The following is a 14,668-nucleotide window of genomic DNA, read 5'->3' as shown; positions in this document are numbered from 1 at the left end:
ATCTTCCTTATCTTGCATGTCGCGAACCATTTAGTGGGGTTAACCGGGCAGCAAAATCACATTCAATTCATGAAAATTATCAGGCCTGTATATCGGGCAATCGTGATCGAAGCGGGCCTGCTATCTTTGCTGGTCTGGCAAATGCTGTCAGGGTTTCGCCTGTTGGTGCACCGCTGGCGCAACAATGACGGTATCATTGCCTGGTTACAGATTATTTCTGGCGCTTATCTTGCGCTGTTTTTGATAATCCATGTGTGTTCTGTTCTTTTTGCCAGGACTTATCTCGGTATCGACACCAACTTCAATTTTGCGGCAGCGGGCCTACACACACCCAATGGAGCGTTGTTCTTCATACCCTATTACACCGGTTCATTTCTGGCGTTATTTACCCATATTGGCTGTGCCATCAGCTGGCGTTTCTATTCTGACAATCACACAGCACAATTGCGCTGGATCATGTTATGCTCGGGAACCGGGCTGATCATCGGAATTCTCGTCGTCATGGGTTTGAGCGGTGTGCTTTATGACGTAAAGCTGCCCTCGTGAAAAACTCTGAAACTCGGCACTTTGGTCGATACAAACGGAAATTCGCGTTGATCCAATTGAAAGCATATGAATTGTCGGGCCGTGAACGCATCGAACACCTTCGGTTCGAGTTACAATTTGGAGGACATAGAATATGCCAGAGTACATGTTTTTGATGCATTCAGACACGGTCACGGACGAAAATTATGCTGATTGGGAAATCTACATCGAAAGATTAGGCCGTGAACTCATAAATATCGTCGTCGAGGTTTGAGGCCATTTTGCACAGGGCAAGGAAGGAAGCCGCAGGGATATAGATATATCTCAAGGCTTTCTGACGCAGCGATGGGCAAAATGGGTCAAATCCTTCGGACGTCAAAATGGCTTTGATCTCGAACCAAAATACGCTTGCAGGCAGAATAACTGCCTGACGGCGCGCATTTTGGCCCGATATCTTCGCCATTTTGACGCCTCGACGACGATATTTATGAGTTCACGGCCTAAATGGCACAGGGCAGTTTCGCGGGGGCAGTTCGATTGGATGCGGGCAGGCATATCGCAATGGACATATCGCAGCACCGGCTGACGAACACATTAACGGGTTCATTCGCATTGTTGCAGAGAATTTGGCAGAAGCCCGAAACCTTTTGGAAGGAAACCCCACATTTGATGCAGGCGGCACCGTAGAAATTCGAGAGATAATTGAGGACTAGGGTCGAGACCTGAATATGGGATCCCGCATCGATCCATCAAAAGGAAATGCCCAAAACATTCCATCGCACATAAGGGAATTACCCAAATGTTACGGCACGACAGATGGCCGATTTCCCTTCACTTTGGGGGCGCCGTTTAGCCGCCGACAACCAATAGCCCAAGAACGAGCGACAAGACAATCCATGCAGGGTGCCGACCACGTGTTCCCATGAACCAGAAGATTGTCGTGATGCCGATAGTCCAGGTGATGACCGCGACAGGCCGCGTGATATCTATCAAAACAAACCCGATCCCGCATGCCAGCAATGTGACTACATGCCAACTGCTCCGAATTGCGTACCAACGCCGCTGTTCGAAGAGCGAAAGCGACGCTTCGTGCTTTTGTGTGCCTTTGGCCAAGTGACGAAATATCAGAAGTTCACCAATGATGCTGTGGGCCAGCGCGAGAGCCATCAGCAAAATGCCCGCGTAAAAATAGTAAGCGCTCATGGACTATACCCTTATAAAATTTTCATCGGCTTTCCCGATCACTTCACGGGAATCGAGCGGCTCGGGTCTTAGATAGACGAAACCAACACCACGGTTGATCTGAACAAACTCCGGCTGAAAATCCAATTTGGAATAGCGGGAATGACCAATTTCGATCCAATCGCTTTTCGAAAATGGAGCCAGAATCTGTCTGGTCGACCGCCCGGGGAACGTCATACAACCGGGTGCCGGAACTGCGCTGTTCCCGCATTTGTGTCACCAGCCTGTCTGTACCAACCCAATTGTGAGCGCCAGAATGGCCCAACCGAAATGCCTGCCTTTCGTTGCCATCGCGTTGCCGACAGCCCCGGTCAGATACACAATAACAGACGCCGCAATGACGGCCCGTCGGGCGTCAGGGGATTGAAAACCAGCGGCAAAAACAAGCAAAACACCCATTGCGACCCAAGCGACGGCACCGCACTGCCAGCCTAGTCTGGCCATCTGTCTGGCATAAGGTGGCTCAATTTTCGCAAGAGCGAAGAGCTTTTTTTCACCCAGATAGCCGTGAATAACACCAGTAGCCGCGCCGACCGCGCCGCCCGCTTGCATTAGAAAATGATCCATATCAGCACTCCATACACATGTGTATTGTCATGTGATGTAGAAATGCGGGAGACTTGTCAATACACATGTGTATGGATTGGTCTGGCGCCTTTTATGGGGCCGAAAATTCAGTCTGCAATCTGGGATCTGGGAGATGGAATGCAAAGACGCGATGAAAATCAAGAGCGCCGATGAACATATAACAGCTTTCGATGTTGCGGCGGTCAGATGGTCTTGCAGAAAAGGTGATCGCGCAGGACTATGTGCGATAGAATGAAACTGGCCGGCAGCGAAAAAACCAGAAGCTATTTTGACTTCTGTATTCGTTTCAGCCAGTCGTTAATGGACATTTCAAGGACGTCGATCACATCATCAACAGTGATGGTGCCGTCACTGCGAACAAGTGCGAATGCCGTTTCGTTGAGTAACCCCAATGTCAACAGCGCCATCGGCCTAATTTGGCGGATTTCAATGTCTTCGCGCTTTGCAATTGCTGCAAGAGCAGGCTCGATCACGGATAGCGACGTAATCGCATCGATTTCGCGCCAGTTGCTGCCGCCTAAAATCGTTGGCGCTTCGATCAGAACCAGCCGCAGATATTCATGCTTTTGGGAAAGTTCAATGGAGGCGCGGGCCCCCAGGATAAAGCGTTCCAGGGCATTTTTACCGGCGCTGCCCCGAATCACAACTTCATAGGCGAATTCGCGCTGCAAGATTTTCACCACTTCGGCAAATAATGCCTTTTTATCTTTGAAGTGATGGAAAAAAGCTCCCTCGGTCAATCCGGCCGTTTTCGCAATACGACTGGTCGTAGCGCCTGCAAACCCATGTTCAGCGAACAAGGACCTGGCAGTCGACACTATAAGTTTTCGAGTTTTTTCTGCCTCCGCAGCACTTTTTTTCCCCATAGCTGCTCTTAATAATAGTGTTGCATTGCGGTCAAGCTCAACTTGAACCACTTCAATCTATAGGAAACGGCATTGATCCGCGGAAAACTGCCAAAAAAGAAGCAAATGCAGGGTTTTTTGCGATGGCAGCTCGTGGCGTATGGTAAAATTCATTATTCTTATACTTTAAGAGATCACTCCATTTTGGGAAAAACTTCGATTGACTACATAGCATTACTATGAATATGCTCTCTTTGGAGAGAGAAGGAGGTTGGCTATGAAGCGGAGTGCCGCTGATGCAGCCATTACTCGGGGAAACATTGTCAGGGCGGCACGGATGCTTTTTTCGGAGAAGGGCTATACGCATTCTCCAACGCAGGAAATAGCGCGCTGTGCGGGTGTTACCGAGGGGGCATTTTTTCATCATTTCAAAGGCAAACAGGAACTGTTTGCCGAAGTAGTGCAGCAAATTCAGATCGAGTTCGACAATGCGGTTTTTAAAACAGCGATCGTCGAAACCGACGGTATGTTGCGCGTTCTGGCCGGTGCAAGGGCGTCCTTGCGTCTGTCGCAGGAACCGGAATATCTACGGATCGTTCTCATCGATGCACCCGGTATTTTGGGGCATTTACAGTGGAAGGAAATCGATACCGGGATCGCGCTGCAATCTATTGAACCTGCACTACAACTCCTGCTGGGCAATTTACCGGTTTCGCAATCCCGATTGCGGGCAACGGCGCTCACCTTGCTGGGTTTGTTGAATGAAGCCTGCTTTGCCCTGGCGCGAAAGGACCCCTTTGTCGCAGAAGACGACATTATCGACGCAATCAGATCCATATTGGATCAATGGATCGCGTCGCATTAGGGTGAAAGGATATTTACAAAAAAAGTATCACTATGTATAATACCAATCTGGGTGAGCACCGAATCGGCTTTTGGTAATTTGCAGATCGTGATGTGCTGACCATCGGTTTGATGGAGCATTTTGTGGTTGTTGATTACATCATTGTCGGGGCGGGAACGGCTGGCTGCGTGCTGGCGGACCGGCTGTCTGCCAATGGCAGGAATCAGGTTCTGTTGGTTGAGGCCGGTAGAAAACCGCGAAATCCATTCATAAAGATACCCGCAGGCTTTGCGAAACTGTTCAAGGGCGGTAACGCTTGGAATTATGAAAGCGCGCCTCAATGTGGCGCTCTGAAGCGGCAAATTTACGTGCCGCGCGGAAAAATGCTGGGCGGAAGTGCAAATATCAATGCGATGATCCATCAATGGGGTCATCCCGATGATTTTGCAGCGTGGACTGAATCCGGCGCAACTGGATGGGGATGGGACAGTGTATCCTCCATTTTTGCAAAGATGGAAGAAAAGCTGGAATGCGCGCCGAATAGCCATGCCCATCCCGCATCATCGGACTTTGTCGATGCCGCACGGTCGGTGATCGGCCATTCCGGCGATTCCTATAATGGCGGCGCTTATGAAGGTGCGTGGATCGCGCATACCAACATACGAAATGGCAAACGATACAGCGTTTATGACAGCCATTTGAAGCCGGCCATGAAACGGCGCAATCTGGTGACCTTGACCGGCATGACCGTCAGCAACCTGATCACCGAAAACGGGTCCGCCGTCGGCGTGATGATGGATGGCCCACAGGGAAGAACCGCTGCGCGGGCCAAGGCGGGCGTTGTTCTGACAGCGGGGGCTATTGAAACGCCGACTTTGCTGATGCGGTCAGGTATTGGCAGCGGGGCAAGTCTCCAGGCGCTGGGTATCGAAACCTATCGCGACTCGCCGCATGTAGGGCAGCATTTGCAAGACCATCCAATGATGCCCATGGTTTTCCAGACCACGCATTCCGATACCTATAAATCGGCCGAGTCGCTGACCAATCTGTTACGCTATATTTTAAAAAAATCTGGGCCGCTTGCGTCTAATGCGGCAGAGGCGATTGCCTTTGCGCGGTCATCTCCCAAATTGACAGCACCAGACATCGAATTGATATTTGCACCCTTTGAATGGCGCGAACAGGCATTGCAGCCACCCGCAATTCACGGCTTTTCCATTGGCGCCGCAATCGTCGCACCACATTCGCGCGGTTCGGTTTCACTGACGACACGTCACGGTCAGGTTCCTCCGAAGATCGATTTCGGATTCTTTACCGATAAAGATGGCCAGGATCGCAAAGCGATGCTGGCTGCGGTCCTTCTCGCCCGGAAGATTGCTCAACAACCTTCTCTAAGTCCGCATATTTCGCGGGAACATCTGCCGGGCACCGACGTCAAAGACTATGATGCTCTGTTTACTGAAATCTGCCGAAATTTGCAGACAGTCTATCACCCTGCGGGAACATGTCGGATCGGCAGCTCAGGGGACGGGGTTGTTTCACCCAGGCTGAAAGTGCACGGACTGGATCGGCTCTGGATTGCCGATGCGTCTGTGATGCCGCAGCTTGTTCGCGGACACCCCAATGCCGCGGTCGCTATGATCGCCTCACGGGCCGCCGAATTCATCGCAAAAGGAGCGTAAGAATCATCAATTGAACGCTGCGTGCAAAAACAAATGTTTCAGCGCCGCTATTGAACATCATATTTCCGAATTGGTACCGTCGAAGCGAAACTTCCCATTTGGTTTCTGCCCAAGACGGTCCCAAGGCCCGTTCGTCGCAGCTCCCCAGTTGTTTTTTGACGGACGGGCCAAAATTTTTTCGGCGCTAAGTGACCCTAACCCGCACATGAAGGACAAAAGGGCGCGGATTTGAATCGATCAAAATTGGTAGGGGGCGAGTGCGGTGATATAGGCGCCAATGCCCAGATAGCTGCCCAATGGGAAAGCGGCCTGCTCCAGATTTTTTGATCTATGGCTGAACAAGATAAGCAACAGGCCCACGGCGCTCGCGGTGAAAAGGGTAATCGGCAGCGCTTGCCAGCCGAGCCACATTCCCAATGCACCGAATAATTTGGGATCGCCTGCCCCCATTCCATCTATGTTTCGAAATCTTTTGTAAAAATGGCGGATCGCCTCAAGGCTTAAAAAGCCAGCTAATAGACCGATAGCGCGATCTATCAGAGTCACGTCGGGATTGAGCAACGGACCCAGCAGAAAGCCTACCACAGCGAGCACCATTATCAGCCGGTCCGGCAACCACAAATGGCGGTGATCCAGCAAAATCAGCGGCAACAAAATCCAGGCAAAAATTGCCAACCCGACCGCTTCGTCCTGCGGCAACATCGCCAAAGGCAGAATTGCGATTACAATCGCAAGCAATTCGGTCGCAATTGGCGAAAGTCCGATTTTTTGACGACATGTCCGGCACTTACCTCTCAGCACAAGAAAAGAAATAACCGGAATCAGATCATAAGCCGCGATTTGCGTTCCGCAGCGGTCACAATGCGAACGGCCGGTTATGATGCTTTCGCCCCTTGGCCATCGACTGCACAGTGCAGATGTAAAACTGCCCCAAACCGCCCCCAGTAGCGCAAGCCAAATGGTGAGCATCCAGAGCGGCAACGCCATTAACGCACCGCTTATGCTTTCAAAAAAGACGCTCAGAACCGGCCTTTCCTGACCATCTGATACCCATTCGCAACGGTGCGAAATCCAGCCATATACAGCACAGCCTTTTGATCTTCCCGCTCTCCTTCAAGAAAGACTGTGGCTGTATAGTCGCCATCTGCGGACAGTCTGATGTTAAAATGTTCCATCGCAGACTGGCTGGTCAACACAAGCAGCAACTGCCCCCGGTCACAGCGCGGCTTGCCCAGCAACCCATTTGACAGGTCCAGACCGGGAATCATATTGCCCAATGAAAGCCTTACCGTTCCACTCGCCTCGACACAGCGATCCCCTGCAAAGCGAACTGAAAAATCCTGCACCTCCAAAGTCTCGGCAGGCAAAGGTGCAAAAATCGCGTTGACCGGCAGGCTCGCTTTAAGGACATCGACCGATAATCCGCCAAAGCCCCGGGTAAATGAACCATATATGCCGGGTGCGAAAGGGGCATCGCCGCGCGACAGCGACACTTTGGCGCGACCGAGCAAAAGCGGCAGGGCGTGCAAACGCGCATTCACGTCACCGACGCGCAATTGCCCGACACGTAAATCGCGAATTGATCCGTCCCATATAATGCCCTCTACTTTTCGGGCAGAGACGCCTTGGCCACCGATAATCAGACGCAAGGGCATGAAAATCAGCGCCGCTACAAGGAACAGCATGACCCAGACGATTATGATCCGGCGGCGGGTCACCGCGCCACCTGTTGCAATTCCGCCTCGACAGTGACCCCGCCGTTGGCGTTACCGCGTAATGTCAGCTTGTTGACAAGGATACCCTGCATTTCCAAATCGTTAAACCATGCCAACAACGCCGGAGCACGCGCTTGATCCATTCGAAACGCCATTTGGCCCGGCGCAGCATTGGTTGACTGGATCAGATCAAACCCTTTTTCGGCCGCGCCCTGGGTGACAATCATATCAATATTGGCAGCATTGGACGGTGCACCGGACGGCCGTTGCGCTAGCGCGGATGCAACTGTGGCTTCAATCCGGCCACGACGCTGAACTGCCTCGTCAAGTGCCGATTGCGCGCGATCAATCGCCGCCATGCCTGGCAGGATGATTGCAAATATCAGCACCGCCAATATGGCTAATAGGGCCGCGACACCCACCATCCACCGTTCACGAACGCTCAATTCTTCGAACCAGTTTTGCAAGGCGGACATCATGGCATCCTCACGGTCAGATCGACAAGCGTTGCACCGCTGTTATCCTGTCGCGGTGTTGCAGTGACACGAAATCCGTCCTGTTGAATTGCAACCAACGCCTTGTTCAGGCTGTTTGCATCGGGCGCTGCGAGTACGGCTATCAAAATACCGTCATTGCCATAACGCATTTCCCGAGCCGTTACATTGGGCGTTGACTGCACAGCACGCCACAACCCTGCAGACAATGCGCCAAACCGGCCCTTGGAATACCCCTTTTGCTGCAATTTACGATCCAATTGCATTTCGGCCTGCGCGATATCCTGGATCGACGGATCAATTTTACGCGCCGCAGCTAATGCCCGGTCATTTTCCGCCGAGGTTGCTGTCCAATATTTGGCCAAAGTCACAAGCGACAGCAGGATCGTGGCCGCCAGCAATGCACCTGTCAGGCGGGCAATCCATGCGCGTTGCCGGTCTGTTACCCATATCGTCCGCGCCTTTTTGGCGAAGGTTCCTGCCCGCAGATTGAGCAGTGGCGCTTGGCCCATGTCCAGCAGCATCCCGCGCAGCAGATCCGCATCGATATCAACAACCGGATTATCACCAGCAATCAAGGCGCGAAATATCGGCTCGTCAGGGGTCGCAAAGCCTGTTCCGCGCAACACCGTCATGCCATCAAATTCGGCCCGCACCACATGTTTGGCAGTATCTTCAATCGCTAATCCAAAAGGGATGATGATATCAGGATCAAGTCCGTATTTTGTGAGATGATCGATCCCGCAATTCATCGCATCTGGCGAGATTGCGGCGCACAATATGTCGGTTTCATAATGTTTGGCTACCACATGCACTGGCCCAAGGGCCTGATTGGTAACCCGCAATTTTGCCACCCCTTCCGCTTGACGCGGTTCGAGGTCGGGCAGGGAAAGCCATGAACAAAAAGCCGGAGCGGGTGCGACAATTGCCATCACCCTATCGTCTTCAACTTCCGGTCGAAATTGGTCGAGCGGTCCGCAATCAATCCATTTGCCATCCGCAACACGCCAGATTTTCGGGAAATCCGATTCGGACATGGGGAAGCGAGTGATGAGGAGGTTCATTCCTGTTCCCCCCAACTGCGCCAGATGACATGCGCTGGCGCCGGGCTGCCAACGATCATTGATTCGCCTTCGAGTACCAGTTCGTCCAACGACACTTGAGTGTCCAAAAGGAAATATTTGCTCGTCAGTTTTACCTGCCCCCGCACCGGAAGTGTCGGCTCCAACGCCGCCAATTCGGGTGCCTCCCAGAATCGAATGAGGCTGCCATAGCCATTCGATGGCCGCTTGGCGAGATAGCTCCGCGCGGTCACGGGACTGAGCCTGCCCACGGGGAATAGCATGACCAGCAATGGTGCCTGTTCGGGAAGCAACGTATTGACATTCAAGGGCGATAGCGTCGCTTCTGGCAGCGCGCAAATCCATCCGCGCAGCTTTGCATAAATGGCCGGAGTAACACCCTTGACCGCGCGCAATTCGCTGGGATGGGCGAAAAGCCGATTGGCGGCCAGATAGGGCGTAGCGGTTGTCTGATAGGAATCATCTTCCGCCCCATTTGCCAAAATTGTCGTGTCACTGTCGGCCCAGTCTGCGGACGCTGCGGCAATGGGGCGCGCTACATTTTCGTTGATGCCCAATACGACCATCAACGAAACAAATTGCTCCTGACCCGTTGCACTCGCGAGATATCTGCCTTGGCTGTCGGTCACCAGGCTGTTCAGATTGAAACAATTACCACCATCTTTCACCCGCGCCATGGCGGTGCCGACGGGTATGGGCAAGGCCTGTTGCCGACCCATCCAGTTACCCGCCAATGTCGTTTGCGCCGCGTCACGTGCAATCAGATCCTCAATGCGCGCACTGGCTATGCTTTCGGCGGCGTAACTGAACATCCGAGCCTGAGAGAGCGCATTGCCATTGCCCGACAATTTGGTCGAAAGCGCCAACCGGTCAAGTGTCGTTGCCGCGATCACCGCAAGCACCGCCACCATCAGCAAAACCGACAACAGCGCCGCCCCGCGTTCAGATGATCGGTGACACATCAACCGGCAGCCTCTTCATCCACAGATTTCGGTATGGGCCGCGTCTGCGATCCAACCAGGAATAGCATCCGCTGTTCCGGTTTTGCCACCAGAGTCAGCCGTAATTCGACGGCGCGGGGCAGTGCGTCCGGGTCATTTGCTGACCAGTCACTGCGCCATTCGCCCCGATCGTCGCGGAAACGGATTTCAGCCGATTTGACATTCTCAACCAACGTCGCCGCGTCCATCGGTGCTGCCCCATCGAGCATCGGCCAGCTTACCCGTTTCAACATGCCATTTTGCAAGACATAGGTAACGCGCTGCAATCCGGCGCGCGGCGATTCATCGAAATTGGACCAGCCTGCGCGGACAAATCCGAACAAGGCTTCGGGCGTTGACGCCGCTGTTTGCGTGAAAGCAGGGACGGGCAAACCGGACGTGTCGCGCACCGGCCGCGCAATGGCTTGGGCTAGGTCGGCTTCGATGCTGTTGTACAGTCTGTTGCTACGCGACAATTCTTCCAGTCTACCCTTGACCGCAATTTGCGTATCACTGCCCGAACGGAGTAATATGACCCCGGCGACCGAGATTAACGCAAAAATGGCCAGCGCTACAAGGAGCTCGACAAGGGTAAAGCCCGCCTCCGGATGGCGCGCCGAATTCATTGCGCTACGGGCCGGGCAATGGACAGTCGCGCCTTGCGCGACGCGGCAAGTCCGGTGCCAACGACGTTGATTTCTATACGTACAAGGCGGGCATCGTCGGTTTTGCTTGCGGTTGCGGTCCAGCGCCAATTTTGACCGCCGTTCAATTCCTCCCCGCCTGTTTCGCCCAAGGTCGGGGATACCGGATTGGACAATATTTCCACAGCAACATTCCGCGCGACTTGCCACGCCATGCTGCTGTCGCCCAGATTGGCGGTGGAGCGGACGGAATATCCCTGCAACCGCACCATCGCCAGCGCCGCCAGGCTAAAAATGGCCAGTGCGACCATGATTTCGAGCAAGGTAAAGCCATTGCGGGACAAAGTGCTTTTAACGGGCGACACGTACATCTCCTGTCGCAGCGAGATTGACTGTCACAACTGCGTCGCCCCGCACAACATCAATGCCGACGGCGCTAGAGGGCAAGCCGGTGCTATCAAATGCCACCCTAAGTTGCCGATCGCCGTGGAGCCGCACCGTTGTGCCGCGTTGCCAATCAACCATGGTGAACGGTGCCGTCGCAATTGGTGCCCACACACCGGCTGAACGGGTTTCAAAACCATAACCGGAAGGCCGGACCCAGACAGCCATGGTGCGTGATTGCAGAATCGCATTGTCACGCAACGCGGCGATCCGGGCGGCAAGTTGCTCCGCTTCATCCCGCGCACCGCCACCGGACGCGCGCGATGTCATTACGACAGCGGCACTGGCAAGGCCGATGATGAAGATAACCACCATCAATTCCACCAAAGTGAAACCGCGCTCTGTTTCCCGAATGATTTGGAAATGAGGCAGCTTATTCGCCGTAAATATCCGCATTTTCATTCTCGCCGCCCGGTGCGCCGTCGGCCCCAAGCGAATATATATCAAACGCGCCGTTCCGGCCGGGATTACTATATTGATAGGGTCGGTTCCACGGGTCGTTGGGCAGCTTTTTGATATAGCCTTGCGTGCGGACACTGCCTGCTGATGGCGGAGAAACCAGCGCTTGCAAACCAATGCCCGCATCAGGATAGCGCAGATTATCCAGCCGGTAAGTTTCCAGCGCCTGGCCCAGTACGGCAATGTCCGCCTTTGCCTTTTGCACCATCGCCTTATCCTGGTTGGGAAGGACATTGATTGCCACAATCGTGGTCAATAGCGCGAGAATGAAAAGCGTGACCATCATTTCGACGAGGGTGAAACCGTTGCGGTTTTCCACATCAGAGGGTTTTGGCGCGACGGTTGATGCCATCGGTAGTGCGATGGATCGGTGATTGAAAAAACTAGGCATTGCTAAAGTCCCGTAAGATTCTGCAGTTGGAGGATGGGCAATAAAATAGCCAATATGATTATAGCAACAACGCCGCCCATCGCGACGATAATCAATGGTTCCAGCAAGGATAGGGCGGTGCTGGTAAAATTGTCAAATTCACGTTCCAGATATTCCGCCGCACGTTCAAGCATTACATCCAATTGACCCGCACTTTCCCCGCTTGCCGCAAGATAAACAAGTAGCGGCGGGAAAACACCTGTTGCGCGCATCGCCCCTGAAAGACTGCCGCCGCTGCGAACGGCCTCTACGATGTCATCATTGGCACCGGACAAGAGCCGATTGCGGATCGTGCCGCCTGTAAGGCGCAGGCCTTCCAACAGGGGCAGGCGACTGGCGACCATCGTTGCGAGAGTTCGCGCCATACGCGCCGCGTGAAGATTGCGAAGCAATTTTCCCAATAGCGGAACCCGCAGCATCGTCCGGTCAACCGACAGCCGAAATGCAGGCCTCTTCAACGCTTGCCAAAACAGAAATGCGCCGATCATCAGGACAAGCGCAATCGCCCACCAATAACTTGCAAGAAACGCAGAAACACCGATCACAATTCGGGTAATCAATGGCAATTGCTGGTCGACATTGTCAAATTGTTCAACAACCCGTGGAACCACCGAAACCATAAGCCCCATGACGACAAGGATGGCAACCAGCGAAAGTACCGCCGGATAGGCCAGCGCACCAATCAGCTTGCCGCGCATTTCCGCCTGACGTTCAAGCAAATTGGCGAGCCGTTCTGTAATCAACGGCAAAGTACCTGCGCCTTCACCGGCCGCAATCATCGCGCGATAGAGAGCGGGAAAGCTACTGTCCTCACGGCGCATCGCATCCGAAAGCCGCTGCCCTTCAACCACGCCGGCATGAACTTCGGTCAGGATTGTCCTGACATGGGGCTGCTCACTTTGACGGCTGATCGTCCGCAGCGCCTCTTCCAACGGACTGACCTGTACCAGCGATGACAATTGCCGGGTAAACAAAGTCAATTGTTTGGAATTCAAACGGGCTCTGCGGCGAAATGGCATATTGGCCCATCTAGACGGGTTGGCAGCAGCGGGCTCTACGGTCACGATATACAGTTTTTTCAGAGTCAGCCGTTCACGCGCCATATCGTCATTGACCGCCGCAATCCGCCCGCGTTTTTCACGGCCTTCGGGGTCAATGGCAAGATAGGCAAATTCAGGCATCCTGAACATCTTCGCGCCGCGAAATGCGGATGGCCTCTTCCGGCGTGGTATGGCCCGCACGCACAAGTTTGCGGGCGGCGGCGCTTAAATTGGGTTGGTTGACGAACGCGTGCCGCGCCAGAATCGCCTCATCGCCGCCATCATTGATCAGGCGGCGGATTGTTTCATCGACCCTGACCGCTTCGAACACGCCGATACGTCCTTGGAAACCGGTGTTTCCACATTCAGGACAACCGACGGCTTTATAGACGGCGGTGCCTTTATCAAAGCCCAGCAAGGATGCAGCGTTACCATCGGCCTGCTCGGTTTCGCGGCAATGCGGGCACAAGCGCCGAACCAGCCTTTGCGCGATGACGGCGCGCAAAGTGGACGCCAGCAAAAATGGTTCGACTTTCATGTCGCGCATTCGGGTGATGGCACCAAGGGCATCATTTGTATGCACCGTGGTCAGCACCAAATGCCCGGTAAGCGCGGCTTGCACCGCAATATCGGCTGTTTCACGGTCACGGATTTCGCCGACCATCACAACATCGGGGTCTTGCCGCAAAATGGCGCGCAGACCGGCGGCAAATGTCATGCCGACCTTGGCATTGACTTGCGTCTGGCCAATACCGTCGACCGCATATTCGACCGGATCTTCGACGGTCAGAATATTGCGGGTGCCATCATTCAGGCTTTTCAGTCCGGCATAAAGCGTAGTCGTCTTGCCCGAGCCAGTGGGCCCGGTCACAAGGATGATACCATTGGGTTCGGCCAAGGCTTCGCTCAATATCTTAAGCGTTTCATCCGACATGCCAAGCAGATCGAGGGAGATGCCTGCATTTTCCTTATCGAGAATACGCATCACGACACGTTCGCCGGCACGGCTAGGCAATGTCGAAACGCGCACATCAACCAATCTGCCGCCCAATGTAAGGCCAATGCGGCCGTCCTGCGGAATGCGGCGCTCGGCAATATCAAGGCGTGCCATGACTTTTATGCGGCTTACTACAATTGGCGCGACATTGGCTGGCAATCGGAGGCGTTCCTGCAACACGCCGTCAGTCCGCATTCGCACAACAAGGCCGGTTTCATATGGTTCGATATGGATATCGGAAACGCCCTGACGCACGGCTTCGGCAATGATCCCATTTATCAGACGGATTACCGGTGCGTCATCTGCACTGTCGAGCAGGTCATCAGCGCTTGGCAACATGTCAGACAGCAAGTCACTATCGCCAGCCCCGATTGATCCGGCCATCGCAGCGGCCGACCCATCCATTGCATAATGGTCGGAAAGATAGCGATCAAAAGTCGCATTATCGACGATTTCAACATCGAACGGCATGGCGAGATACCGCCGCACCTCTAACAACATCAACGGATCTGCACCCTGACGAAAAGCTACAATCATGCGGTTTTCATGTTCATGGCGCAACACAACGCCATGCGCTTTGGCAAAGGCATAAGGCAGGTCAAGCAAGGGAGCTGGCGGCGTCAACCCCATGGTTTGCGCCATCCCGGACGGCGTTGC

At 53.8% G+C, this 14,668-nt stretch carries 18 protein-coding genes; 3 read left to right on the top strand and 15 right to left on the bottom strand.

Annotation, left to right across the window (positions count from 1 at the left end; genetic code table 11):
• Window positions 1–69: 69 nt before the first annotated feature.
• Window positions 70–546 carry a hypothetical protein gene (locus EUU23_RS00265; protein ID WP_160352152.1) on the top strand — a complete coding sequence of 159 codons (477 nt, stop codon included), beginning with the start codon at window positions 70–72 and terminating at the stop codon, window positions 544–546.
• 214 nt (window positions 547–760) lie between these two features.
• Here the strand turns inward: EUU23_RS00265 and EUU23_RS00260 are convergent, their stop codons facing one another.
• The 4 genes from EUU23_RS00260 to EUU23_RS00240 all read right to left on the bottom strand — a co-directional run bounded on the left by EUU23_RS00260 (window position 761) and on the right by EUU23_RS00240 (window position 3,272).
• Window positions 761–988 (bottom strand): hypothetical protein, encoded by a 228-nt coding sequence (locus EUU23_RS00260; protein ID WP_160352151.1) that lies wholly within the window; start codon window positions 986–988, stop codon window positions 761–763.
• A gap of 386 nt (window positions 989–1,374) precedes the next feature.
• On the bottom strand, window positions 1,375–1,728 hold the full coding sequence (locus EUU23_RS00250) for a hypothetical protein (RefSeq protein ID WP_160352150.1): 354 nt from the start codon (window positions 1,726–1,728) through the stop codon (window positions 1,375–1,377).
• A 255-nt stretch (window positions 1,729–1,983) separates the two neighbouring features.
• Window positions 1,984–2,334, bottom strand: coding sequence for a hypothetical protein (locus EUU23_RS00245; RefSeq protein ID WP_160352149.1), 351 nt, complete (start codon window positions 2,332–2,334; stop codon window positions 1,984–1,986).
• A gap of 284 nt (window positions 2,335–2,618) precedes the next feature.
• Window positions 2,619–3,272, bottom strand: a complete 654-nt coding sequence (locus tag EUU23_RS00240; protein ID WP_160352148.1) for a TetR family transcriptional regulator — start codon at window positions 3,270–3,272, stop codon at window positions 2,619–2,621.
• A gap of 205 nt (window positions 3,273–3,477) precedes the next feature.
• Between EUU23_RS00240 and EUU23_RS00235 the strand changes: the two genes are divergently transcribed.
• Both EUU23_RS00235 and EUU23_RS00230 read left to right on the top strand, forming a co-directional pair.
• Complete coding sequence (locus EUU23_RS00235) at window positions 3,478–4,065, top strand: TetR/AcrR family transcriptional regulator (protein WP_160352147.1); 588 nt, start codon at window positions 3,478–3,480, stop codon at window positions 4,063–4,065.
• Between the two features lie 92 nt (window positions 4,066–4,157).
• A complete protein-coding gene (locus tag EUU23_RS00230; protein ID WP_160352146.1) occupies window positions 4,158–5,726 on the top strand; it encodes a GMC family oxidoreductase N-terminal domain-containing protein in 1,569 nt (522 codons plus the stop codon).
• 237 nt (window positions 5,727–5,963) lie between these two features.
• Here EUU23_RS00230 and EUU23_RS00225 read toward each other — a convergent pair whose 3' ends face one another.
• Genes EUU23_RS00225 through gspE form a run of 11 tightly spaced genes read right to left on the bottom strand, consistent with a single transcriptional unit; the run spans window position 5,964 to window position 14,653 of the window.
• The gene (locus EUU23_RS00225) at window positions 5,964–6,713 is read right to left on the bottom strand and encodes a prepilin peptidase (RefSeq protein WP_160352145.1); all 750 of its coding nucleotides are present in this window, start codon (window positions 6,711–6,713) and stop codon (window positions 5,964–5,966) included.
• Between the two features lie 32 nt (window positions 6,714–6,745).
• Window positions 6,746–7,444, bottom strand: coding sequence for a type II secretion system protein N (locus EUU23_RS00220; RefSeq protein ID WP_160352144.1), 699 nt, complete (start codon window positions 7,442–7,444; stop codon window positions 6,746–6,748).
• The gene (gspM, locus tag EUU23_RS00215; protein WP_160352143.1) at window positions 7,441–7,920 is read right to left on the bottom strand and encodes a type II secretion system protein GspM; all 480 of its coding nucleotides are present in this window, start codon (window positions 7,918–7,920) and stop codon (window positions 7,441–7,443) included. The genes EUU23_RS00220 and gspM overlap by 4 nt, the downstream gene beginning before the upstream one ends.
• Window positions 7,917–8,999: a GspL/Epsl periplasmic domain-containing protein gene (locus EUU23_RS00210; protein ID WP_160352142.1), complete on the bottom strand. Its 1,083-nt coding sequence runs from the start codon at window positions 8,997–8,999 to the stop codon at window positions 7,917–7,919. The genes gspM and EUU23_RS00210 overlap by 4 nt, the downstream gene beginning before the upstream one ends.
• The gene (gspK, locus tag EUU23_RS00205; RefSeq protein WP_160352141.1) at window positions 8,996–9,979 is read right to left on the bottom strand and encodes a type II secretion system minor pseudopilin GspK; all 984 of its coding nucleotides are present in this window, start codon (window positions 9,977–9,979) and stop codon (window positions 8,996–8,998) included. The genes EUU23_RS00210 and gspK overlap by 4 nt, the downstream gene beginning before the upstream one ends.
• Window positions 9,979–10,623: a type II secretion system minor pseudopilin GspJ gene (gene gspJ / locus EUU23_RS00200; protein ID WP_160352140.1), complete on the bottom strand. Its 645-nt coding sequence runs from the start codon at window positions 10,621–10,623 to the stop codon at window positions 9,979–9,981. The genes gspK and gspJ overlap by 1 nt, the downstream gene beginning before the upstream one ends.
• Window positions 10,620–11,006, bottom strand: coding sequence for a type II secretion system minor pseudopilin GspI (gene gspI / locus EUU23_RS00195; RefSeq protein ID WP_343032661.1), 387 nt, complete (start codon window positions 11,004–11,006; stop codon window positions 10,620–10,622). Before gspI ends, gspJ begins: the two co-directional genes overlap by 4 nt.
• Entirely contained in the window at window positions 10,993–11,487 is a 495-nt protein-coding gene (locus EUU23_RS00190) for a GspH/FimT family pseudopilin (protein ID WP_160352138.1), read from the bottom strand. The genes gspI and EUU23_RS00190 overlap by 14 nt, the downstream gene beginning before the upstream one ends.
• Entirely contained in the window at window positions 11,459–11,896 is a 438-nt protein-coding gene (gene gspG / locus EUU23_RS00185; RefSeq protein WP_160353454.1) for a type II secretion system major pseudopilin GspG, read from the bottom strand. Before gspG ends, EUU23_RS00190 begins: the two co-directional genes overlap by 29 nt.
• Before the next feature lie 41 nt (window positions 11,897–11,937).
• Complete coding sequence (gene gspF, locus EUU23_RS00180) at window positions 11,938–13,155, bottom strand: type II secretion system inner membrane protein GspF (protein WP_160353453.1); 1,218 nt, start codon at window positions 13,153–13,155, stop codon at window positions 11,938–11,940.
• Window positions 13,148–14,653, bottom strand: coding sequence for a type II secretion system ATPase GspE (gene gspE / locus EUU23_RS00175; RefSeq protein ID WP_160353452.1), 1,506 nt, complete (start codon window positions 14,651–14,653; stop codon window positions 13,148–13,150). Before gspE ends, gspF begins: the two co-directional genes overlap by 8 nt.
• Window positions 14,654–14,668: the final 15 nt, after the last annotated feature.

The sequence above is a fragment of the Sphingorhabdus profundilacus genome (assembly GCF_009769755.1).
Classification (GTDB): domain Bacteria; phylum Pseudomonadota; class Alphaproteobacteria; order Sphingomonadales; family Sphingomonadaceae; genus Sphingorhabdus_B; species Sphingorhabdus_B profundilacus.
The sequence above is the reverse complement of the archived record's forward strand: the minus strand, read 5'-3'. Positions and strand labels throughout refer to the sequence as shown.